We start from the raw sequence: 21,607 nt of genomic DNA, 5'->3' as shown, positions 1-21,607 counted from the left end.
CATTATAGTTTTGAAGATGCGCTTGGGCGTGGGAGGGTGACTCTCACGCCTTCGTTTTTTCCAGTCCTAGTCTTTGACAAAAGATATACAAAAGACTTTCAAAAGGCTCTCAAAATAACTGAAATGCTGAATCTGGACTCGTCCCTAGCACAACACCGGCAGCAGTTTCCGGCATTGTCTACCCAGTCCTATTTCAACTATGGCGGACAGGGCCCGATGCCTCAGGGGGGGATCGCCGCGATTTCGGCTGGGCATGAATATATGCAGGCCCACGGGCCGTTTTCCAATACGGTCAATGGCTGGGCCCATCAGCAGATGCAGCAGGTGCGGGGGGCGATCGCCGCTGAACTCCAGATTTCCCCCACCACGCTCACGCTGACTGAAAATGTGACCGTCGGCTGCAACATTGCCCTGTGGGGGCTGGACTGGCAGGCGGGCGACCACATCGTGCTGTCGGACTGTGAGCATCCGGGCGTGGTGGGCATTGTGCGGGAACTGGCCCGCCGATTTGACCTAGCAGTATCGATTTGCCCGCTGCTGTCCACGCTTAATGATGGCGACCCGATGCAGGCGATCGCCCAACACCTCCGCCCCGAAACGCGGCTGGTTGTGATTAGCCACATTTTGTGGAACACGGGTCAGGTGTTGCCGTTGGCAGAGATTGTAGCGCTGTGTCATGGCTATGCAGGGCGGCGCGGGCAGGTGCGGGTGTTGGTGGATGCAGCGCAGTCCGTCGGTGTGTTGCCGCTGGATCTGGGGGCGATCGCCGCTGATTTTTACGCCTTTACGGGGCACAAGTGGCTGTGCGGCCCGGCGGGCATTGGCGGGCTATACGTTGCGCCCGATGCGCTCGCTGACCTGCACCCCACCTTCATCGGCTGGCGCAGCGTGACAAAAGACGCACAGGGCAACCCCACAGGCTGGCAGCCGGACGGGCGGCGGTTTGAAGTGGCGACCTCCGACGTTCCGCTGTATGGGGCAATGAGCGAGGCGATCGCCACTCACCACCGCTGGGGTAGCGCTGCCGATCGCTATCGTCGCATCTGTCAGCTCAGTCGGCTCCTGTGGGAGGGACTGACCCAACTGCCGCAGGTTTCCTGCTTGCGGACTGCACCACCAGAAGCGGGTCTGGTTTCGTTCCAACTTGCAGACGGTCTCCATGATCGGGCCGTTCAAACCCTAGAGCAAGAGGGGTTTCTCCTGCGAACGCTATTGTATCCAAATTGCATTCGCGCCTGCGTTCACTATTTCACGCTAGAGTCGGAAATTGAGCGGCTGTTAGGGGCGATCGCCAATCTGGCTCACTAATTCCCAAGGGATCTATTACAAATGCTGTAGTTCAGTCCGGGGGCACACCAGCCAGGATTAAGGGCGTGGTATTCTAGCCATGCTCCAGTTCCAGCGCCCCAGATCCTTGAAATTGCTCGATTTCCCGGAGATTTGCCATGCAGCAGAATCGTAATCTGCGTGCCCTGTTATTGACGATTGCCCTGCTTTTGGTCGTTAGTGTCGCCTTTCTCTACAGCGTTAGCCGTCCCCATCCGCGCTATGCCCACAGTCAAGTCCTCCACCCGCCTGCGCTGAGTCAGGTGGAATCGAGCGGGTCGGCGCTGACTGCGGAAGCACTCATGGAAGGAGCGGTGGCAGGTGGACGGGCCCGGGGTGGCGGGTTTGGGTCGTCGCCTGCGCCGTCTGCGCCTCGCCCCCTGCCGCGATCGCCCTCTAGCGGGGGCTACTATCCGACGCCTGTTCCAGGGCCCGTGTTTGTGCCCATTCCCGACTATGGCTATCGCCCATCGCCAACGGTAGTCGTGCCCGTGGGTGGCGGCGGGTTTGACTTGGGCTTTGTGTTTATTCTGGCGATCGTCGGATTTGCACTGCTGCCTGTGGTGTTGAACTACGTGCGGGCAGGGTCGAGCGGCAGCAGCACGGCGGCCGCCCCAGCTGGGTCAGCCCGTGAGCTATACAATGACATCGTAACGGTGTCCCAAATTCAAATCGGGCTGCTGGCGGGGGCACGGGACTTGCAGCGAGACCTGAATGCGCTGGCAAAACGAACCGACTGGGGCAATCAGGAGAGCTTGTCAGAGCTGCTGCGAGAAACGGTGCTGGCGTTGCTGCGATCGCCCGAATATTGGACGCACGTTCGCGCCACGTCGCAAACAGTCAAGAGCCGGGAAGCCGGGTCACGCCTGTTTGAGCAACTCTCGCTGGCTGAGCGCAGCAAACTGAGCGCCGAAACGCTGGTGAACATTGGCGGGCGCGTGCGCCAGCAAGCCACGTCCCAGCCGCTTGATAGCGATCCCGTTGCCTATATCGTGGTGACGCTGCTGGTAGGCACCGCAGACGATCGCCCCTTGTTTAGCGAAATTCGCTCAATCGAGGCGCTAGCGGCTGCACTGCGCCGTCTGGGCAGCCTGCCGCCCAGCTATCTGCTGATTTACGAGTTGCTGTGGGCCCCACAGGATGAGTCTTCTAGTCTCAGCCGCGATGAACTTGTGGCTAGCTATCCCGATCTGATGCAGATTTAGAAGGCAGATAAGGCACCAACAAGACAGTGGCAGAAAGGCGATCGCCCACCCAAACGCCTAGCTAGGTTAGCCAAGCGGAAAAACTGGGAAACGAGGTTGAAGCCGGGTTCTAAGATTACATCACCCGATAAAGAATCGGCCTCGAGCTATCAAGCACTCCCAAAAGTTTGACAGTTTTTAATGTTGCCTAGAATACAGAATGCCATCGCTCTAGCTATTAAAGCAGAAATTTGAAAACCTCTGTATAAGCCCCACTTATAGAGGATTCTGGCGACTCTAAAGCAATCCTGACTCAACCCCTAGAGCTAGCTAAAACCAAGAGAGTATTGTGCGGTTGCATCGCTTTGGAATTTTCGGCAAAAGATATATACGTTTTGCTGACATGCTACTGCCATTTACTAATAGATCAGCTATGATGACAGCGAAGTAGCGTTCGACTAAATGGAAGACTCAGGCGTGTCAGCATTTGCTGTTGCAGGTTTATCCATCGAACGAGCCCCCCCCGCGTTATTAGGTTTGGAGAGGATTGTGACTATTTACGTTGGAAACCTGTCTTTTCAGGCTACCGAAGAAGATTTGCGTGAAGTGTTTGCTGAGTATGGGAAGGTGAGTCGCGTTAGCTTGCCAACCGACCGCGAAACTGGCAGAAAAAGAGGTTTTGCCTTTGTAGAAATGGAAGACGAGGAGCAGGAAGACAAAGCGATCGCCGATCTAGACGGTGCTGAGTGGCTCGGTCGTGAGATTCGAGTCAACAAGGCCAAGCCTCGCGAAGGCGGCGGTGGCGGTGGCGGACGACCCCGCAACGGTGGAATGTAGGTTCTTCTAATTCTTAATTCTCTCTATACCTACTAGATGGGTTTTCAACTTCAGGGCTTCTGGAGTTTTTTCATAGGTATAGCCTGTTTCCGTGAGCCTGTAGCCTTGAGTCTTTGAAGGATCTAGACCCTGGTTTGTTGCACTGGCTCTAGACACCTTTTCTAAGAGTCTATTCCCCGTCCGGTGAAGGCTCTGTTGACAGTTTGGATTCGAGCTTGGTTTCATGAGTGTTTCATAGGTATAGCTTGCTGTGTGGCATTGGCCATACAGCAATTTTTTTGCCGGGCTTAACCCACGCCTTGGCGTTGCTCGTTTGCCATTTGCCCTTTCCTCGCTGCCCCCCCCCGGAGGCTAGAATCAAGACACCCTGAATGGTCTACCGGGCGCAATTTTCGCCACTTCGCTCAATTCTCCGCTGCTGTCTCTCTTGCACTGGCTGCCATGACGCGATCGCGCTTGTTGCTCATTATTCTTGCCCTGTTGATAGGGCTGGGGTTTGCGCTGTGGCTGGTCACTTCGCTGACGCAGCTTTACACTCAGCTTGCGGCAGTGTCGGCGGCGTTGGCAAACCTGGTGGTGGGGAGCGTGGTGGCGCTGCTGGTGGCGCTGTTGGTAGCGTTGGGCTATTACGCTTACCTATTCTTGCGGCCGGCAAAAACGGGGCGATCGCACGTCAAGGTGCCCCTCGACCGCACCGAAGCTGCCGAAGTAAACCTGCAAGCTGTGCAGCAACAAGTCGAGCAGATTCAGGATGAGGTGACTCGTCAAGCGCTCATCGACCGCTCTCGCGAAATCGCGCAAAACATGGCGAGAGGCGAGTTTCGGGTGGTGGTCTTTGGGACGGGATCTGCGGGCAAAACGTCGCTGGTCAACGCAATTTTGGGGCTGGGCGTGGGGGATGTCGGGGCCGCAATGGGCACCACAACCCAGGAAAAGACGGCTCGATTTTTGCTGCGGGGGGTTGATCGAGAAATTTGGATTACCGACACCCCAGGCATTTTGGAAGCAGGCATCGCGGGCACGGCGCGGGAGCAACAGGCGCGACAACTAGCAGCCAGCGCCGACCTGCTGCTGTTTGTCATCGACAGCGACCTGCGCCGTTCGGAATATGACCCGCTGCGATCGCTCTCCAGCATGGGCAAGCGGTCGATCCTGGTGCTGAATAAGGCAGATTTGTACAGCGAGGCAGATTTGCAGGCGATTTTGCAGCAGTTGCGCGATCGCCTCCAGTCGGTGCTGTCGCCTGCCGATATCGTAGCGGTGGCCGCCAGACCGCAACCGTTTACCCTGCCCAACGGCGAACGAGTGCAGCCCCAGCCTGCTATTTTGCCGCTGCTGCGTCGCCTGTCGTCTGTGCTGCGCGAAGAGGGTGAAGACCTGATTGCCGACAATATCCTGCTGCAATCTCAGCAGTTGGGCGACGAAGCCCGCCAGATTCTCGACCAGCAGCGGTTGCGCCAGGCAGAACAAGTGGTAGAGCGCTTCCAGTGGATTGGCGCAGGAGTCGTTTCGATAACGCCGCTGCCGATGGTGGATTTGCTTGCCGCCGCCGCCGTCAACGCGCAAATGGTGGTGGAACTGGGTCGGGTCTACGGCTGCGAGATGAACATCGACCAAGGTAAAGAACTCGCGCGATCGCTCGCCAAAACCCTCGTCAGCTTAGGCGTGGTGCGGGGCGTAGTGGAAATTTTCTCGCTGGCGCTGCAAACCAACGCTGGAACGTTCGTCATCGGCCGCGCCATCCAGGGAGCGACCGCCGCCTACCTAACGCGCATCGCAGGCAAAAGCTTTATCGAATACTTTCGCCGCAACCAGACCTGGGGCGACGGCGGCATCAGCGAAGTCGTGCAGGAACAGTTTCAGCTCAACCGCCGCGACGAGTTTATGAAAGGCTTTCTCAAAGAGGCGATCGCCCGCGTCGTAGAACCCCTACAAAGCAGCAAGGAGAGCGCTGACGACAGGATGAGCTAGGAACCAGGCATGTCCCCTCAAGCTCACGCCCCGCCCCCTGCGTAGCTTGATGCTTGCAATCGAAACATCTGGGCATACTTTCCGCCCAAATCCATCAGCTCTTCATGGCTGCCCAACTCCGCAATCTGCCCATGTTCGAGTACCACAATGCGGTCGGCCATGCGGACGGTGGAAAAGCGGTGGCTAACCAGGAAGGTCATTTTGTCCTGCGTCAGCTGGCGAAAGCGCTGGAAAAGATCATATTCGGCGATCGCATCTAGCGCTGCCGTCGGCTCATCCAGGATCAGGATTTGAGCAGGAGTCATGAATGCTCTGGCCAGTCCCAGTTTTTGCCATTGCCCGCCCGAAAGCTCCGCGCTATCGGAAAAGGTTTTACCCAAAATCGTTTCATAGCCTCGGTCGAGGGCGGCAATCACGCCCGTTGCGCCTGCGTTTTGGGCGGCTCGTTCAATCTGGGCCAGGTCATCGCGGTGGCGCAGGTCGCCAAAGCCGATATTGTCTTGCACGCTCAGGTGATAGCGCGAAAAGTCCTGAAACACCACACCCACATTCCGCCGCAAATCTTCCAGGTCGAAGGCAGTCAGCGGAATGCCGTCAATCGTGATTTCTCCTGACTCCACATCATAAAAGCGGGTCAGCAGCTTCAGCAGCGTTGTTTTACCCGCGCCATTCATCCCCACCAGCGCAATACTCTCCCCCGGTTTCACAGTCAGATTAATGCGGTGCAGCGTGGGTTCACTCGCGCCGGGATAGCGAAAGCTCACGTCCCTTAATTCCAGCCCCCAACGCATCGGATTGGGAAACGCAATCGGGTCTGACGGACTCACGACCTGGGGCTGCAAATTCAGAAATTCAAAATACTGGGACACATATAGATTGAATTCATAAATCAATGCGATTTGGAACAAAATGCCCTGGATCAGGCCCTGTGCCTGCTGAAACGCACCAGAATACATAGTCAAATCGCCCAGAGAAATCGCCCCCTGAACCGTCCGCACAATGACCCAGGCGTAGGCGGCGTAAAAGCCCGAATTGGCAATCAGCCCCACGCCAAAGCGGAGCCACGCATTTCGCGCCAGCACTTCGGCCATTTCTCGGTTGAACTGGAGACGAATACTTTGCCACTGGCGCAGCAGGTAATCGCCCAAGTTAAACAGGCGCACCTCTTTGACAAATTCCTGCGTGGTCAACACCTGCTGCAAATATTCCGCCAAACGGCCGCTCTCGGTCTGGCGACGCTTCAGCCAAAAGCGCACCCCCGAAAAGCGAATGCCGACCCAGAGCGCAGGCATAGAAGTCAGCAGCAGCAGCAACAGCAGCAGCGGATTAAATGCCACCAGCAGCGATAGCAAACCCGCAAAGGTGATGGCTTGCCCCGCCAGGTCAATCAGCGTTTCAAACACCCGCACGGGATAGGCGCTGCCGCTCTGCTGGGCGCGATTCAGCGTGTCATAAAACTCTGGCAGTTCGTAGTGGGCCAGATCGAGCCGAATTGCCTGTTTTAGCAAGATTTGGTTGGCATACAGCGTGAAGCGGTCATTCAAAACCTGGGTGGTGTAGGTTTCAGCTTGATTAAAACCAACTTGCGCCAGCGTAATGCCCAGCCCCAGCCCGACCAAGCGACCTAAAACTGTCCAATCGACTCCGGGCTGCGATAGCTCCAAGACCACCTGATCGACGATGAGCTTGCTGATATAGAGCTGGGCAACAGGGATAAGGGCATTGCTTAGCGTGATCCCCAGTTGCAGCAGCAGCAGCCGGGGTGCCGCTTGCCAAACCAACTGAACCAAGCGGGGCGTATTTGCCAGGACGGCCCAAAAGCGATCGCGCGGAGAAGGTTTTTCGGGGTTGCGGGAGAGGAACTTGGTACGTTTTGGCATAACACCCATGAATGTGATACCATACTATGATAGCTTTAGTCTTTTGATATCGAATAAAGTGGCATCAGGTACAGCTAGAGGACAACGGACTGAACGCAAAAATCCTCTCTTCCCCCTCACTGCGCTTCGCATTACCCCATAGATTGCCTTAGAGACACTGCAAGTTTGGATTGCTCGGTTCAACGGAACAAGGCTGAGGTTGGAAGGCCGAAACTGAAAGGCTGAAATTGACGGGAGAAAAGTCTAAGAAAAACAAAAATTATATAAAGTTTCCGTGAAGTAAGTTTGCGGAAGAAAAACCTCAAATACGCTTGGGACGAAGGATTTACCCGACAAATCCGTATGAAGCTTGTGTAAAGTTTTCTGCGTATGTTGGAGAACCCTGATCCCCAGGCAAAATTTCCTATGCTAGGCTAAGTCAGTTCCACAGCCATAAGTTGAACACGAAATGAGTACGAGTTGAGCAGTCAGCCGTTAAGTGACTCAAAGATTTTCTGCCTGGTGCAGATTTCTTGAGGTGCTTTGCGGACGGTCTGCTCCGATTGAACCTGATACGGCGCTGGCTTACTACTGGTCAATGCGTCTGTGTTTAGTGTGCTTGGCGTGATGGACGGCCGTCAGAGTATTTTTGCGGCGATCGCCATCCCAAGGCTAGTTCAGGGTCTCGGCTCACCATGTCCTTCACTATGGAGTGTATGTCTCAGAAACTTTGGAGCGGCCTCACGACTGCCGCCTTCCTGTTCACTGCTCTAGCGCCTGTCTCGGCTGCCTTTGCAGACGCACAGACAGATCTTGCTAGCGAGGGTGACGAGGTTTCCCAGGAAAAGGTTCCCTCCCTGGATGCCTCAATCGAGTCAGGTTCCCCTGCGCCACTGTCTGCACCCGTGGGTAGCGCCTCGGAAACAGATACAGTCCGGCCCGGAGCTATTTCGGAAACCCCGTCCACTCATCGGATTGCTGCCGCCCTCGGCGAAGTCCGCAAGGTGGGCGAGTATCAAGACCAGGAAGAAACAGATACCGCTGAAGACTTGACGGTCACCATCATTCCGCATGAGGTGAACAACCGCTCATCAGCCACGCTCCGTATTCAGAGCATTCCTGTCTTCACGTTTTTGGGTGCCGTCACCCAGCCCGATCCATCATCGGTTTCTACAGCAAGCGCTCTAGATAATGCGGCTGAAGGTAGGGCGACTGGCGAATCGGAAACGGTCAAGCGCCCAACCCCACCCGAAGCAGATGCGTCTGCGGTGGTGCCTGGGCAGCCCGATTCTGGCTCAAGTGCAACGGCGGACGCTTCGGCCGACCCGATGCAGCGAGCCGGGGCGATCGCTGCTCGATTGCGCCAGATCCACCGAGATGGCACCAGCGCCGAAACGATTACCGTCCGCTGGGATGCTCAGCGTGAGCGCTACGTCATCCAGGTTGGCAGTGAAGAGCTAATCGAGATGAACGCCGACATCATCTTGCCGGACACTACGCGCAACCCAGCCGAAGACGCGCTGCAAGCCACCAATCGTCTTCGTCGCTTGTTGGGAAGCGCCCCACCGCTGCAAGATATCCAAGACCGTCCCCGTCCTGCGGTACGAGTGTCGGTGTCTCCTGCGAACCGAACAGGCAGTACGCAAGTTGCGTCAGGCATCGCATCCTGGTATGGCCCAGGCTTCCACGGCAACCGCAGCGCCAGCGGCGAAGTGTTTAACCAAAACGCCATGACCGCTGCCCACCGCTATTTGCCCTTTGGAACCCAGGTGCGCGTGACCAACCTCAACACCGGACAATCGGTGGTGGTTCGCATCAACGATCGGGGCCCATTCTCACGGGGTCGAGTGATTGACCTATCGGCTGGGGCTGCCCGCGTGATTGGCATGATCGGCAGCGGCGTGGCACCTGTCAGTCTGGAGGTTATCGGTCGCAGCCAAACGGCATCCCGCTAACATCAGAGGATGCAGCTCTGCTTTGCTAGCGTCTATGTTTTGCTAGCGTCTATATAAATAAGCGCAGTTTGGAAAGCCCCTTTTGGTACGCATGTTTGAAACAATGGACTGTCGCTGAAGCGATTATCTCGCAATCAGAACTGTCCCAGTGTCAGCAACACGGCTGTGGAACGCATCGGCTAGATGTTGCTGCCAAAACCAAACTTGCAGATCTCAGTCATGCTTGCGGGTAGAGTTCGACCCCCATTTATTTGACTCCCATTGATGAGTCTGATGAGTCTGCCCAAGCAAGCTGAATTTACCTGAATCTAATAAAGCTGGGAGCGATTCAACAATCAACTCCCAGCTTTTTGTTTGGCCTTGAGCAGGGGCCACGAAGCTATGAAATCAAGGTTCGAGGAGCGCAGGTTCCTGTACAGGTGCAGGCGTTGTCGCCAGCGCGACTTTTGTCGGGTCGGCGGAGGGACAGAGATCGACCAACTGACAGCGATCGCACGCCGGGTTCCGCGCATTGCACACCGCCCGCCCGTGATAAATCAGGCGAATCGACCAGTTTTCCCAGTCGGGCTGAGGCAACAGCTTCATCAGGTCGCGCTCGATTTGCACGGGTTCTGTATGCGTCGTCAGCCCGAGTCGTTGACTTAGCCGCTTGACGTGCGTATCCACCGTCACGCCCGCATTAATCCCAAAGGCATGAGCCAGCACGACATTCCCAGTCTTGCGGGCCACACCGGGCAGCGTCAGCAGTTCCTCCATCGTCTGCGGCACCTGCCCCCCAAAGTCCGTCATGATTTTGCGACAGGCTCCCTGGATATTTTTTGCCTTGTTGCGATAGAACCCCGTCGAGCGCACCAGCTCTTCCAACTCCGCTAGGTCTGCACTCGCCATTGAGGCTGCATCCGGGAAGCGGCGAAATAGCTCCGGTGTTACCTTATTTACCCGCTCATCCGTACACTGCGCCGACAGAATTGTGGCCACAAGCAACTGTACAGGCGTTTCATAATCTAGCGAGCAGGTCGCATTCGGATAGAGCCGCTTTAGCCGCTCCAAGATCTCCAGCACCCGAATTTCCAGGGCCCGTTGCTTCTGTCCTGCCCGTCTTGGCACGCAATCTCTTCCTTGTCTAAAGCTTGTCTAAAGCTTATCTAAAGCAAGTTCCCGACGTAGCTTACTGAAGCAAATTACTGGAGCAAATTTCTGAAAAAGGACAGTTGGGTAGTGTCTCGCACAATCAGAAACACACCCAGCCCCAGCAACAGCATCAAGCCCGTCTGCATCACGCTCTCCTGGAAGCGAGTCGGTAGTGGCTTGCCGCGTAGCGCCTCGATCAGCAGGAACGCCAACTGACCGCCATCCAGCGCAGGCAGCGGGAGAATGTTAATAATTGCCAGATTGATGCTGATAATGGCCGTGAACGGGAACAGGTTGATCCAGTCGTTCGCTGCTAGGTTTGCGCCCTGCTCCACAATCTTGACCGGGCCAGCCACCTGCCCCGACACCGACGAGAAGTTCGTAATCAGCGAGACAAAGCCCTGAACCGTCCGAGAGAACATATCCTGAAACTCTCTGGCGGCAAGGCTGAACACCTCAAAGAGTCCGTTTGGACGACGAAACTCGACCTTGCCATTCGGGTTCAGCACTACGCCAATCTTGCCCACACCTTCGGCATCTGGCTTTGGCGTAACGCTGAGATTGACCTGACCCGAATTACGCTGAACGGTCAGATTAATGGGGCGATTTGGACTTGTAGTAATAGCCTCCATCAGCGCTTTCTGAGCGGCTTCGCCTTCGCCCAGGCTTTGCCCATTGACCGCCAGCACAATGTCGCCATCCTGCACACCTGCCAACGCGGCCGGCGAATCAGTGGACACCACCTGCGGAATCAGCACGCCCGGTTCGTAGTTAAACGCCTGCGGCACGCCAACAACTGCTACTTGCGTAACGAATACCAGATAGGCAAACAGCAGATTGGCTATCACCCCAGCGCTGATGACGATCGCCCGATCGAGTACGCCGCGATTCCGCATCAGGTTGGGGTCGTTGGGCGGAATGTCGCTGTCTGGGTCGTCGTCTGGAAAACCCACGAAGCCGCCCAGCGGAATGGCGCGAATCGCATACTCCGTTTCGGGGCCCTGATACTTCCACAGGATCGGCCCAAAGCCCAGGGAAAACCGATTGACATGAATCCCCTGGAGTCGCGCCGCCAGGAAGTGCCCCAGCTCGTGAACAAAGATCAGGAGTGCAAGAACTGCGATCGCCGCCAAAACCGACATAAGCAAGCCTGAGTTACTACTTTACGATGCGTATCTACAACGCATATTTGTCCATTCTAAAGGGATTCCCGGATTGATGGGTTACCCCTCCTCTCCCTCCACCAGCGCCACATACTCTTCCATTGACAGCGCATCGTCTAGCTCGGCTCCATCGCTGACCTCCACTTTGAGCAGCCAGGCCGTACCGTAGGGGTCATCGGCAAGCTGCTCTGGCGCGTCGAGCAGGGGGTCGTTGCGCTCGATCACCTTGCCAGAGAGGGGCGCTTTCAGGTCTTCGACGGCCTTAACCGATTCCACCGTGCCAAAGGTTTCGCCCTTTTCCAGCGCATCGCCAACTTCGGGCAGTTCTAAAAACACGATGTCGCCAAGCTGGTCAACGGCAAAGGCTGTGATGCCTATCGTGGCGGTGTCTCCATCCAGGCGGATGTATTCGTGAGAATCTGTGTATTTCAGATCTTCGGGATATTCCAGGCTCATAGGTCAGGGCGCGATGAAGCGTACAGGAAAAGATTACCGTAATTTTTGGCGTTGGTCGGTCTGATTTCCGACAGGGCTTGGGTCTGATCCGCGCTTACAAATCAGCGCTTATAGAAGGGCCGCTTGACGACGGTGGCTGGGTAGCTTTTGCCGCGAATTTCGACTTCTAGGATTTGCCCAATTTTGGCGAGGTCGCTGAGCGCGTAGGCCAGGGCAATGGGGTAACCTAGCGTGGGCGAGAGCGTGCCGCTGGTGATTTTGCCGATGGGTTCACCGCTGTGCAGCACAGGGTAATCGTGGCGGGCGATGTTGCGACCCGTAAGCTGCAAGCCGATCAGCCTGCGAGAAACGCCGTCCTGCTTTTGATGCACCAGAACATCCCGCCCGATGAACTCTGGCACTTTGTCGAGATGCACGAGCCAGCCGAGGCCGGCTTCGAGGGGCGTGGTGGTGTCGTCGATGTCCTGGCCGTAGAGCGCCATTGCCGCCTCTAGCCGCAGTGTGTCGCGGGCCCCCAGTCCGCAGGGCACTGCGCCCGCGTCTAGGAGCGATCGCCACAATTCGCGTCCTGTTTCTGGCTCCACCATTACCTCAAAGCCATCTTCGCCCGTATAGCCCGTCCGTGCCAAAAAGCCTGGTTTTCCTAAAACATGACCTTCGAGATGCCCGAATTTTGGCACATTAGACAAGTCTTCTTCGACAAACTTTTGCAGGGTGGCAACGGCATCGGGCCCCTGGATGGCCAGTAAAGCGCGATCGCCCGATACATCTTCCAATTCCACCCCTGGGAGATGCTCCAAGAGCCATGCCTTGTCTTTCTCAGTCGTTGCCGCGTTCACAATCAGGTCAGCCCGATTTGCTCCCTGCACATAAATGATGAAGTCGTCCACGATGCCACCCTGCGGATTCAGCAGCACGGTGTATTGCGCCATGCCCGGTTGCAGCCTGCCCAAATCCGTGGGCACTAGCCGCTGAAGCTGGGTCAAGATTGCCTCGCCACGCAGCACAAACTTGCCCATGTGGGAAATGTCGAACACGCCGACGCTCTGCCGCACGGCGTGATGCTCCTGCGTGATGCCGCCAAACTGCACGGGCATCTCCCAGCCCGAAAACGGAGTCATGCGGGCTTTTTGGGCGATCGCCAAATCATACAGCGGCGTTCTGCGGAGCGCGTCAGTCATAGGAGAACTTACTTGAAATGGGCTAAATATTAGCTGACTGTAGCCTGAGTTGGAAGGCGGAGCAAGGTGGGATGGGATCAACGGGAAGTCCCTCTTCCCCCATGCCCTGTCACTTCAAAGCCCTGCCCTAGAATAAAAGGGAACACAGCAACGGAGACACGAGAGGCGAACGCTATGAGAATGCTGCATACGATGTTGCGCGTAGGCAACCTGGAAAAGTCGCTGGCGTTTTATTGCAACGTGCTGGGAATGAAGCTGCTGCGCCAGAAAGATTATCCCGGTGGCGAGTTTACGCTGGCGTTTGTGGGCTATGGCGACGAGGCAGATCACACCGTGCTGGAGTTGACCTACAACTGGGGCACAGACAAGTATGACCTGGGCAACGGCTATGGCCACATTGCGCTGGGTGTAGAAGATATTTACGAGACGTGCGATCGCATTCGAGAACTGGGCGGCAAGGTGACGCGAGAACCTGGCCCCATGAAGCATGGCTCGACGGTGATTGCTTTTGTGGAAGATCCTGACGGCTATAAGGTGGAACTGATTCAACTGGGCACCCAGGGATCGGCACAAAAGCAGGAAACGGCCGCAACCGCATAGCAAAAAGGGGGGGTAGGAGGCCGCTGTGCATCCGTCGCTCAGCCGACCTCCTGCCCCCTCGCAGAAGCCTGAATCCCTAGCTTGCAATCCCAATGGGGTATTCCAACTCCGCTAGCGCAGCGCGAGCCTTCACAAAATCAAACGGCATCGGCGGTTTCATTGGGCGATAGTCTTTGGGATGAGCATCGCCATGCCGCAGCACCGCGTTCACCAAGAAGCAGGGTTCAGACCCCAGATGGATAGCCGCGTGGGGAATGCCGGGGGGAATCGTAACCACTGTGGGGTGGCGATCGCTCAGGGGAATATATTGATACTCGCGATTTTGCAGCACTACCAGCACAAAACTGCCGCGCACTACAAGAAGCTGGTCAGTTTGGAAATGGTGAACAAACAAATCGTCAATCATGCCTGGTGGAATACTGACCAGCATCGTTTCATGGCTGGACTGGGGGGTATAAAACTCAGCCATGCCGCCCTTGATCGAGGTCAACGGGCGAATCTCAACACGACCTTTCAGACCCATATCAGCACCTCATCTGTGAGCGTAATCTGTGAGCGTACAGTTTTAGCCTATACGTCCACTATAAAAAGATTGTTACTGAAATGGCAAAATCGGTACGTTTCGTGATAGAGAAGTTTCTTCTTTTTTACAAGGCGTGATGATACAGGGGCGGGGGCAGAGCGCTAAACTCCCACCCCCGCCAAACAGGTTAATTTTTCGTACCTGTTGCGCCGGAGACTCAAGCCGCAAACCCGACTAGCGGCCAGAAATCGTCAGGCTGCTGGGCTGGCCCAGATCTCCAGACAGCGTAATGCCGCGACCGTTGGCGCTGAGATGACGAACGATGAGATAAACCGTTTCCACCTGGTTAGATGCGCCAATCTTGTCTGCCAGTTCTGCCAGCGAGAGGGGCTGCCCCGTCGCCTTGAGGGTGGCGACGATCTGCCGCTGCAACTCCAGCACCGAGGCTGCTGCCTTTTTGCCCGCTTCTACACCAGGCTGGTGGTAGGCGTTGATATTCACCAACGAAGCGTAGAGGCTAACGGCCCGTTCGTATAGCGCGATCAGTGCGCCGACGATGCGCGGCGTGACCTGGGGAACCGTCACTGTGATCGAGTCGCGCTGGTTTTCGTAGAGCGCCTGACGAGTGCCTTGCAGCAGCCCCGATAGAAAATCGCCGCTGGTCGCTCCGGGTTCCACCTCGATCGAGTCGCCCTGGCGATCGCCCAGCACCTCGATAAACGTGACAAAGAAATTGGGCACGCCCTCGCGGAGTTGCTGCACGTAGGCGTGTTGGTCAGTAGACCCCTTGTTGCCATAGACCGCAATGCCCTGATAGACCTTGTTGCCGTCGAGGTCGGTTTCTTTGCCCAGCGACTCCATCACCAGCTGCTGCAAATAGCGCGAAAACAGCAGCAGGCTGTCTTTGTAGGGCAGCATCACCATATCTTTTTCGCCCTTGCCGTTGCCTGCGTAATACCAGCACATCGCAAGCAGGGCAGCAGGATTATGGCGGAGGTCGGGAACGCGGGTGGCTTCGTCCATTTCCTTTGCACCGTCCAGCATGGCCTGGATATCAATACCTTGCAGCGCGGCGGGCAGCAGACCCACGCTAGAAAGCTCGGAGGTGCGACCGCCCACCCAGTCTTGCATGGGGAACGTGGCCAGCCAGCCCTCGGACTTGGCAATGCCGTCCATCTTGCTACCGGGCATGGTGACGGCGACGGCGTGTTGCCCAAAGTTTAGCCCGTGCTTTTCATAAAACTGCTTAACTTCCAACATGCCGTTGCGGGTTTCGGGCGTGCCACCGGATTTGCTGGTGACTAGAACGAGCGTACTGTTTAGTCGGTCTTTGAGCCGATTTAACACGCGATCCATGCCTGCGGGGTCGGTGTTGTCAATGAAGTGAATTTTGAGCGGCGCGGGTTCTGGGCCGAGCGCTTCGGCGACAAACTGCGGGCCAAGGGCCGAGCCACCAATGCCGATCGATAGCAGGTCGGTGAATTTCGTTGCCTGGGGTGGACGGATTTCGCCTGCGTGGATTTTGGCGGCAAATGCTTTGATGCTGGCCAGGGTATTCACGATTTCGGCTTTGATCTCTGGACTGGGCGAGAGGTCGGGGTTTCGCAGCCAGTAGTGGCCGACCATGCGGTTTTCATCAGGGTTGGCGATCGCCCCTGCTTCCAGCGCCGCCACGTCCTTAAACGCTTTCTCAAACTTGGGTTTCATGCGCTCCACAAAGTCATCGGCAAAGCGCATCCGGCTAATATCGAGATAAAGACCCAGCCCTTCATGGAAGTAAAGCCAGTCTTGATAGCGTTGCCAGAGTGCAGTGGCATCCATCATTGTTTTTACCCTTTGCATTCATCACCCCACAGTTTAGCGGCCCGGTTTGCAAGACAGATGAAGCTTTGGACACGTCAATTATTTAGATTTCCCGTAGCTCGGATGAGTTTTTGCGGGGCCTTGCTTAGAGTTGCTGTAGAGTTGCGGGATAGGAATCATAGGCGATCGCCCCTGCTCAACTGATCCCAACAAACGGCTCAACCCAACTCACGGCAATCGGGGCAGCGATTTTGGGCGCAGCACAGACGAACCCCAATTCGGCAGCCGCCATCGGCGATCAATCTATGATGCAGAGAGGATTTCCGCCATCCTCGCGCCTGGGGAAATGATATGGTGTTCTAGATGAAAGACCTCGAACACTACTACCGAGTCCTGGATTTGGAGCCTGGCGCGTCCCTCGAAGAGGTGAACCAGGCTTACAAGGATTTGGTGTTTGTGTGGCATCCCGATCGAATTCCGACCGATAACGAGCGACTGCATCAGAAGGCTCAGGAAAAGATTAAGGAAATTAACCAGGCGCGCGATCGCCTCCGCACCTTTTTAAGGTCCAGCGCTGGATCGAGCGCTGCCGCCAGCCCATCGGCTCAATCCACCAGCAGCACTCGCCCAGAGCCATCCCGCCCGTCCTATTCCCGCGCCCGCTATCGCCCGCCCGCCCGCCCCGGATACGCCCAAGGCTCCACCTATAAGGGCGCATCTGACCCCAGTTCTTCCTATCGCGGCGCGGGCTATCCCGGTGGCGCGTACTCCAGCTATCCCGGTACTGGGTCGTCTGGCTCCAATTATTCCGAATCCACTTATTCTCACTCTACAGCCAGGGGAACGGCTGGCCCATCGAGCTATAACAGTTCCACAAGTTCCACACGGCAGCCCAGCGGAAATGGCAACAGCGCCCATGCCTCCGGCAATAGTCACACCAGCCACACGCCTCCAGGCAATTCCCACAGCAGCCACACGGCCAGCCAACCCCCACCCGAACCGCCGCCCCGTCCCCCTCGCCGCCAAGATCCCGACCTCAGCGGCACCGACCTAAGCGGGCGTGACCTGCGCGAAAAGGATCTGAGCGGGCGCAATCTGAGTCATGCCAACCTCAGCGAGGCAAACCTCAGCGATGCCTTTTTGCACCGCGTTAACCTGAACCATGCCAACCTAGAGCGGGCCAATCTGTTTCGCGCCAATCTGCTAGAAGCCGACCTCAGCCACGCCAACCTGCAAGATGCCAACCTGATTGGCGCAGACCTCAGCGGGGCAGACCTGCGCGGCGCAAACCTGCGCGGGGCCCGCATGGGCGTGAAGGATCGGATTATGGTGAAGATGACGGGGGCATACCTCAGCGGGGCAATCATGCCGGATGGAGAGGTTCATGCATGACGGAGGGCTAGATTCGGAGAACATCGCGCCCTCACTCTCCCTCTACTCACACTCTCTCTACCAGCACCAAATAGCCCACCAAGTCTGAGGGAGACGCTGCGCCACTCGCCTGGGTCAGGACTTGCAAAATAGCAGGCATATCGGCCTGTTGTAGGTTGCCGGATTCGTCGTATTGCTCAAGGGCGGAGAGGCAGCCGATGGCAGGACTCCAGCCGTAGCTGTGGGGGAAGCGGGCGCTGTTGGCAAAAAAGGCGGGGTCTTCGCCGGAGCCGTGGATGCGAAAAAGTCCCCGGCCGATGCGCCCGGCCCAATAGCTTTGGTAAATCGGGAAATAATTCCGCCAGGACGGCGGCAGCAGGGCGCGATATTGGGCGATCGCCCCTACAGTTCCCGGTTGCCCCGGCAGAAATTCCTGCACGCCGGCCTCATGGGGCACGTACAGATTCACGCGGGGAAACTGCCCGTAGGCGCGGAAGGTGTCGGCGCTGGGCGATCGCACGCCTTCAATCCGATAGATACCCTGGGGCGTGTCGCCCCGCGTCAGGTTCCAGCGCAGCCCGTGGAGCGATCGCCGCAGCAGCAGCACCGACCATCGCGTCCCATCTTCCCGTTCCACAAACGCCCCTGTCCGATCTTTGACCATCAGTTGACACAAGGCCGTGCGATCGCGCGGACACAAGACATAGGCGTGCATCTGGTCGGGCGCAATTTGCCAGTCCAGCAAATCTTGCAGCGGCGGCAGAGTGGGCGGTGAATCTAGCTCCGCTACGTCGCGCAGGGTGGTTTCCAAAATTGGCTCCTGTCGCCAGTTTGGAAAGCGCTGACGGACGCGATCGCCCCACTGCCGACGATCTGCCGCATGGTCTGTAGCCTGCGCCAGAGCCGAGAGGGCGATCGCCACCCAGCGGGGGTTCTCGCTGCGTTCCAGGACTTGCTGAAACTGTGCTGCAATTTGCGGAGACGGAGTGTTGCTGAGCAAAAGCTGCGTCCCCACCTGAAGCGCCATTTCCACCACCGACCGCTGTGCCGACGAAAACCCCTGCCCATCGGGCGAATAGGCAAACTCCAGCAGTTGTGCGATGGACGTATCAATCGATCGGTCAGCAGGTTCCACGATTGCCGTCGCCCACAGCAGCCCGCGCCAGTGGCCGACCATCTCCTCCGTCAGGGGATATCGCGCCAAGTCGTAGTGTTCTGGACGAATTTTGCTCTGCTGTTCTTGGCGAAATGCCTGACGTGCGGCGGCGGTAGCCTGCGGCTGGCGGGTTCCAGCAATGGCAGTCGTAGCTATGCCGACACTGAGCAGCACCCCCAGGGCCAGCACTCGCCCAGCCCAAAACGCCAAAGCAACAGGCTGAACGGCTGTCTGGGACGGGTCGGGCGATCGCCCATGCGTTAAACGGTTCGCTAAACTGCTGGAATTCACTGAGAAGAAAACCACCGAAACATCAGGCACATCACTGTCCCTGCAAATCTTAGCAAACCTGTATTTCTGCGATCCCGCCCTATGCGCCGACGGCTTCTTTGGCCGCGTAGAGGACTTCGGCGGTGATGGTTTCAATACCGCGATCGCGGGCAAATTTTTCGGTGTTGCGCTTCACCTTGCCGCGCACAAAGCCCGGAATGCGGTTCAGTTCTGCTAGACCATCCCTGCTCCACGCCAGATCAGAATCCGCCGAAACGCCCTTCGTAATGACCTCTTTGGTATCGTGCCCGCCAAAGATTTCCAGCAGGTGATCTTCCATGCCCAGCGTAAAGGAGTTGTAGATCAAATCCGCAATCTGATTCGTCCCTTCGTAGCCCATAAACGGCTTATAGCCGATGGGGAAATTCTGGATATGAATCGGCGCGGCGATTACCCCACAGGGGATATCCAGCCGTTTGCCGACGTGACGTTCCATTTGCGTGCCAAAGATGGCAGCGGGTTCTAACCGGGCGATCGCATCGCCAATTGCACCATTGTCATCGCTGATCAAAACCTCATCGCAGTAGCCGCTCACCTGTTCACGAAACCATTCCGCATCGTATTTGCAATAGGTTCCCGCCAGCACCACGCGAATGCCCATTTCCCGCGCCAGGATCTTGGTAATCGCTGCTGCGTGAGTGTTGTCGCCAAACACGACCGCCTTTTTACCCGTCAGGTTTTGACAGTCAATCGAGCGCGAAAACCAGGCCGCCTGGGAGACATATAACGTCTGGTCTTGAATGAATGATTCATAGTCTACGTTTGCGCCCTGCTGATTCAAAATGGTTTGAATTGCTCGAATACAGCGGGCTGTTTCCACCACACCCATCGGCGTAATGTCTACAAAGGGCATTTCAAATTCAGCCTGCAAATACTCAGCCGTCATTCGCCCCAGTTCGCGGTAGGGAACCAGGTTAAACCAGGCGCGGGGCAGGTTCTTTAGCTCATGCACTGATGCGCCTTCAGGAATGACCGCGTTGACCTGAATGCCCAGGTCGCCCATCAGCTTTTTCAGTTCGCGACAGTCGTGCTGATTGTGAAATCCCAGCGTGGAAATGCCAATGATATTAACGGATGGCTCTGTCGTTTTATCCGTCCGCAGGTCATCTTTTTTGCGGGCCTTTTCAATGTAAAACTGCACGATTTGATGCAGCGTGCGATCGCCCGCTTGCAGTTCATTCACGCGGTAATGATTCACGTCTGCCAGCAGCACGTCGCTTTTCGCCTCTAGCTGCGCCCGCTCGACAAAGTTCTGCAAATCTTCCTGCAAAATGCTGGACGTGCAGGTGGGTGTCAGCACAATCAGATCGGGGCGTTCTTCTTTGTCTTTGCGCGTGATATTGTCTACTACTTTTTCCTGCGAGCCGCGTGCCAAAACGTTGCGATCCACGATACTCGCCGTGACAGGCGTGAAGTCCCGCTCTCGTTCCAGCATCGATCGCATCACGTTAAAATAGTCATCCCCCAACGGCGCATGCATAATGGCGTGGACGTTCTTGAAGGAACTGGCTACCCGCAATGTGCCAATGTGGGCTGGGCCAGCGTACATCCAGTAGGCAAGTTTCATAGGGGTTTGGAGTTGGGGACAAGGAGGCGCAGCAAGCCCAGATGTAGAGCGGGCACTGGCTCCGTTTACGATATTCGATTGTCGCAGAGGATGGGAACCCGGAGTGTGGGCTGTAACGGACGGAAATGTGGGGTTTAGCCAGAGCGCGATCGCCCAACCTCTTGCCTGGTCGATGTTGTGGCGATCGCCCTCCACCTATGCTCCCGCACCAACCGCAATGATTCTTGAGATTTCGTCATAACCTGCAAGCTCTGAAACCTACCCCCCAAAGCGCAGGTCAAACGGATGCGCTTGCGGCCTCAACGAGATCAACGAGATCGCTGAAGAGAACAGCTTGCTAAACCTGCGCCAGGCGTTGGATATGGGGCTTGAGCTTATCCCACCGGCGTGGCTTCTGCTGCATGGCTTGACAGGTCAGCAGCGGGCGCTGGAACAACGATGTAGCCCTGAGTGCGATCGCCCAGCACCCAGTTTCTTGCCTCGCCCCAATACCACCAGTGCGCGGCAATGTAGGCGCAGACAATGCTATCGAGCCTATCTTCTACAGCTTTTAGATCCACGCCGCGAGTGGGAATGTCGGGCAGGGTTTGATCGGGCCTAAAATGCAGCGCTGGGGTCAGGGCAGGCAGCACGGTCAGGACGTAATGCCGCAGTTTAGCAAGTTCGGCACGACGTTCGGCAACGGTGCCCTTTTTATATTTCAAAATGCGCGACAGCCCAAACAAATGCACCATAGCCGGGTGCGGGAAAGATTCGATTTGAAAGCGGATGGGAACCTGGGGCTGAATCGTCGGGGCATGGGCAAAGCCGCGAGCCTCTAGGCTGAGGCCAAGCTGCACCGTGCGCTGGGCAAACGGGAGTCCCAGATTGGCTGGATAGCAGCCCGCATGATAGCGCCCAAAGTGCTTGTGAGCCAAGCGATCGGGGAGGCGCATTCCGGTGGCGTTGGGGATGAGTGTGGGTGCATCAACCGCCACCCCCGCAGGCTCTTCTGGCAACACGCAGGCATCGATCCAGTCCAACAAGTCGGGAATATCGGCAAGACGGGTGAGATCCTTCAGCCACAGGGCGTTGTCCTGAAACACCAAGCAACAAAGACCACTGGGCTGAGAAGTCCAGCCAAAATCGATGCCAAGAAACTTCATAGAAAGAATTTAGAAGGGATTTACGTAATTTTGATATCCCAGGCTGATA

Annotated in this window: 18 protein-coding genes; 8 read left to right on the top strand and 10 right to left on the bottom strand. The window is 56.7% G+C overall.

Going from position 1 to position 21,607, the window contains the following annotated elements; genetic code table 11:
• Positions 1 to 123: 123 nt before the first annotated feature.
• The 4 genes from IGS16_RS17710 to IGS16_RS17695 all read left to right on the top strand — a co-directional run bounded on the left by IGS16_RS17710 (position 124) and on the right by IGS16_RS17695 (position 5,318).
• Complete coding sequence (locus IGS16_RS17710) at positions 124 to 1,308, top strand: aminotransferase class V-fold PLP-dependent enzyme (protein ID WP_297087652.1); 1,185 nt, start codon at positions 124 to 126, stop codon at positions 1,306 to 1,308.
• A 137-nt stretch (positions 1,309 to 1,445) separates the two neighbouring features.
• Positions 1,446 to 2,531: a DUF1517 domain-containing protein gene (locus IGS16_RS17705; RefSeq protein WP_297087650.1), complete on the top strand. Its 1,086-nt coding sequence runs from the start codon at positions 1,446 to 1,448 to the stop codon at positions 2,529 to 2,531.
• Between the two features lie 528 nt (positions 2,532 to 3,059).
• Positions 3,060 to 3,347: an RNA-binding protein gene (locus tag IGS16_RS17700; RefSeq protein WP_068508672.1), complete on the top strand. Its 288-nt coding sequence runs from the start codon at positions 3,060 to 3,062 to the stop codon at positions 3,345 to 3,347.
• A gap of 441 nt (positions 3,348 to 3,788) precedes the next feature.
• Positions 3,789 to 5,318: a YcjF family protein gene (locus IGS16_RS17695; RefSeq protein ID WP_297087648.1), complete on the top strand. Its 1,530-nt coding sequence runs from the start codon at positions 3,789 to 3,791 to the stop codon at positions 5,316 to 5,318.
• A 23-nt stretch (positions 5,319 to 5,341) separates the two neighbouring features.
• Here IGS16_RS17695 and IGS16_RS17690 read toward each other — a convergent pair whose 3' ends face one another.
• Complete coding sequence (locus IGS16_RS17690) at positions 5,342 to 7,198, bottom strand: ABC transporter ATP-binding protein (RefSeq protein ID WP_297087646.1); 1,857 nt, start codon at positions 7,196 to 7,198, stop codon at positions 5,342 to 5,344.
• Positions 7,199 to 7,893: 695 nt separating this feature from the next.
• On the opposite strand from IGS16_RS17690, the gene IGS16_RS17685 reads away from it, so the two are divergent.
• On the top strand, positions 7,894 to 9,132 hold the full coding sequence (locus tag IGS16_RS17685) for a septal ring lytic transglycosylase RlpA family protein (RefSeq protein WP_297087645.1): 1,239 nt from the start codon (positions 7,894 to 7,896) through the stop codon (positions 9,130 to 9,132).
• 387 nt (positions 9,133 to 9,519) lie between these two features.
• Here the strand turns inward: IGS16_RS17685 and nth are convergent, their stop codons facing one another.
• The 4 genes from nth to gcvT all read right to left on the bottom strand — a co-directional run bounded on the left by nth (position 9,520) and on the right by gcvT (position 13,063).
• Positions 9,520 to 10,239: an endonuclease III gene (nth, locus tag IGS16_RS17680; protein WP_297087643.1), complete on the bottom strand. Its 720-nt coding sequence runs from the start codon at positions 10,237 to 10,239 to the stop codon at positions 9,520 to 9,522.
• Between the two features lie 74 nt (positions 10,240 to 10,313).
• Positions 10,314 to 11,405 (bottom strand): RIP metalloprotease RseP, encoded by a 1,092-nt coding sequence (gene rseP, locus IGS16_RS17675; protein WP_172353284.1) that lies wholly within the window; start codon positions 11,403 to 11,405, stop codon positions 10,314 to 10,316.
• Positions 11,406 to 11,486: 81 nt separating this feature from the next.
• Positions 11,487 to 11,882 carry a glycine cleavage system protein GcvH gene (gcvH, locus tag IGS16_RS17670; RefSeq protein WP_068508687.1) on the bottom strand — a complete coding sequence of 132 codons (396 nt, stop codon included), beginning with the start codon at positions 11,880 to 11,882 and terminating at the stop codon, positions 11,487 to 11,489.
• Positions 11,883 to 11,983: 101 nt separating this feature from the next.
• Positions 11,984 to 13,063: a glycine cleavage system aminomethyltransferase GcvT gene (gene gcvT / locus IGS16_RS17665; protein ID WP_297087640.1), complete on the bottom strand. Its 1,080-nt coding sequence runs from the start codon at positions 13,061 to 13,063 to the stop codon at positions 11,984 to 11,986.
• A gap of 174 nt (positions 13,064 to 13,237) precedes the next feature.
• On the opposite strand from gcvT, the gene gloA reads away from it, so the two are divergent.
• The gene (gene gloA / locus IGS16_RS17660) at positions 13,238 to 13,663 is read left to right on the top strand and encodes a lactoylglutathione lyase (protein ID WP_297079227.1); all 426 of its coding nucleotides are present in this window, start codon (positions 13,238 to 13,240) and stop codon (positions 13,661 to 13,663) included.
• A gap of 76 nt (positions 13,664 to 13,739) precedes the next feature.
• Here gloA and IGS16_RS17655 read toward each other — a convergent pair whose 3' ends face one another.
• Entirely contained in the window at positions 13,740 to 14,186 is a 447-nt protein-coding gene (locus IGS16_RS17655) for a dTDP-4-dehydrorhamnose 3,5-epimerase (RefSeq protein ID WP_297087638.1), read from the bottom strand.
• 234 nt (positions 14,187 to 14,420) lie between these two features.
• Positions 14,421 to 16,007, bottom strand: coding sequence for a glucose-6-phosphate isomerase (locus tag IGS16_RS17650; protein WP_297087708.1), 1,587 nt, complete (start codon positions 16,005 to 16,007; stop codon positions 14,421 to 14,423).
• Positions 16,008 to 16,352: 345 nt separating this feature from the next.
• Here IGS16_RS17650 and IGS16_RS17645 point away from each other — a divergent pair, with 345 nt between their 5' ends.
• Entirely contained in the window at positions 16,353 to 17,381 is a 1,029-nt protein-coding gene (locus tag IGS16_RS17645; RefSeq protein WP_297087636.1) for a pentapeptide repeat-containing protein, read from the top strand.
• A 46-nt stretch (positions 17,382 to 17,427) separates the two neighbouring features.
• Here the strand turns inward: IGS16_RS17645 and IGS16_RS17640 are convergent, their stop codons facing one another.
• Together IGS16_RS17640 and bchB are read right to left on the bottom strand one after the other, a co-directional pair.
• Positions 17,428 to 18,837: a hypothetical protein gene (locus IGS16_RS17640; RefSeq protein ID WP_297087634.1), complete on the bottom strand. Its 1,410-nt coding sequence runs from the start codon at positions 18,835 to 18,837 to the stop codon at positions 17,428 to 17,430.
• Between the two features lie 49 nt (positions 18,838 to 18,886).
• Complete coding sequence (gene bchB / locus IGS16_RS17635; RefSeq protein WP_297087632.1) at positions 18,887 to 20,413, bottom strand: ferredoxin:protochlorophyllide reductase (ATP-dependent) subunit B; 1,527 nt, start codon at positions 20,411 to 20,413, stop codon at positions 18,887 to 18,889.
• Between the two features lie 103 nt (positions 20,414 to 20,516).
• Here bchB and IGS16_RS17630 point away from each other — a divergent pair, with 103 nt between their 5' ends.
• Complete coding sequence (locus IGS16_RS17630) at positions 20,517 to 20,654, top strand: hypothetical protein (protein ID WP_297087630.1); 138 nt, start codon at positions 20,517 to 20,519, stop codon at positions 20,652 to 20,654.
• Between the two features lie 133 nt (positions 20,655 to 20,787).
• Here IGS16_RS17630 and IGS16_RS17625 read toward each other — a convergent pair whose 3' ends face one another.
• Entirely contained in the window at positions 20,788 to 21,558 is a 771-nt protein-coding gene (locus IGS16_RS17625; RefSeq protein ID WP_297087628.1) for a DUF429 domain-containing protein, read from the bottom strand.
• Between the last annotated feature and the right edge of the window lie 49 nt (positions 21,559 to 21,607).

It is taken from the genome of Thermoleptolyngbya sp. C42_A2020_037 (assembly GCF_015272455.1).
Classification (GTDB): domain Bacteria; phylum Cyanobacteriota; class Cyanobacteriia; order Elainellales; family Elainellaceae; genus Thermoleptolyngbya.
The sequence above is the reverse complement of the archived record's forward strand: the minus strand, read 5'-3'. Positions and strand labels throughout refer to the sequence as shown.

Coding starts and splice junctions, on each gene's coding strand:
- IGS16_RS17710 (WP_297087652.1), top strand. CDS start 124: ATGCTGAATCTGGACTCGTCCCTAGCACAACACCGGCAGCAGTTTCCG.
- IGS16_RS17705 (WP_297087650.1), top strand. CDS start 1,446: ATGCAGCAGAATCGTAATCTGCGTGCCCTGTTATTGACGATTGCCCTG.
- IGS16_RS17695 (WP_297087648.1), top strand. CDS start 3,789: ATGACGCGATCGCGCTTGTTGCTCATTATTCTTGCCCTGTTGATAGGG.
- IGS16_RS17690 (WP_297087646.1), bottom strand. CDS start 7,198: ATGCCAAAACGTACCAAGTTCCTCTCCCGCAACCCCGAAAAACCTTCT.
- IGS16_RS17685 (WP_297087645.1), top strand. CDS start 7,894: ATGTCTCAGAAACTTTGGAGCGGCCTCACGACTGCCGCCTTCCTGTTC.
- rseP (WP_172353284.1), bottom strand. CDS start 11,405: ATGTCGGTTTTGGCGGCGATCGCAGTTCTTGCACTCCTGATCTTTGTT.
- gcvH (WP_068508687.1), bottom strand. CDS start 11,882: ATGAGCCTGGAATATCCCGAAGATCTGAAATACACAGATTCTCACGAA.
- gcvT (WP_297087640.1), bottom strand. CDS start 13,063: ATGACTGACGCGCTCCGCAGAACGCCGCTGTATGATTTGGCGATCGCC.
- gloA (WP_297079227.1), top strand. CDS start 13,238: ATGAGAATGCTGCATACGATGTTGCGCGTAGGCAACCTGGAAAAGTCG.
- IGS16_RS17655 (WP_297087638.1), bottom strand. CDS start 14,186: ATGGGTCTGAAAGGTCGTGTTGAGATTCGCCCGTTGACCTCGATCAAG.
- IGS16_RS17650 (WP_297087708.1), bottom strand. CDS start 16,007: ATGGATGCCACTGCACTCTGGCAACGCTATCAAGACTGGCTTTACTTC.
- IGS16_RS17645 (WP_297087636.1), top strand. CDS start 16,353: ATGAAAGACCTCGAACACTACTACCGAGTCCTGGATTTGGAGCCTGGC.
- bchB (WP_297087632.1), bottom strand. CDS start 20,413: ATGAAACTTGCCTACTGGATGTACGCTGGCCCAGCCCACATTGGCACA.
- IGS16_RS17625 (WP_297087628.1), bottom strand. CDS start 21,558: ATGAAGTTTCTTGGCATCGATTTTGGCTGGACTTCTCAGCCCAGTGGT.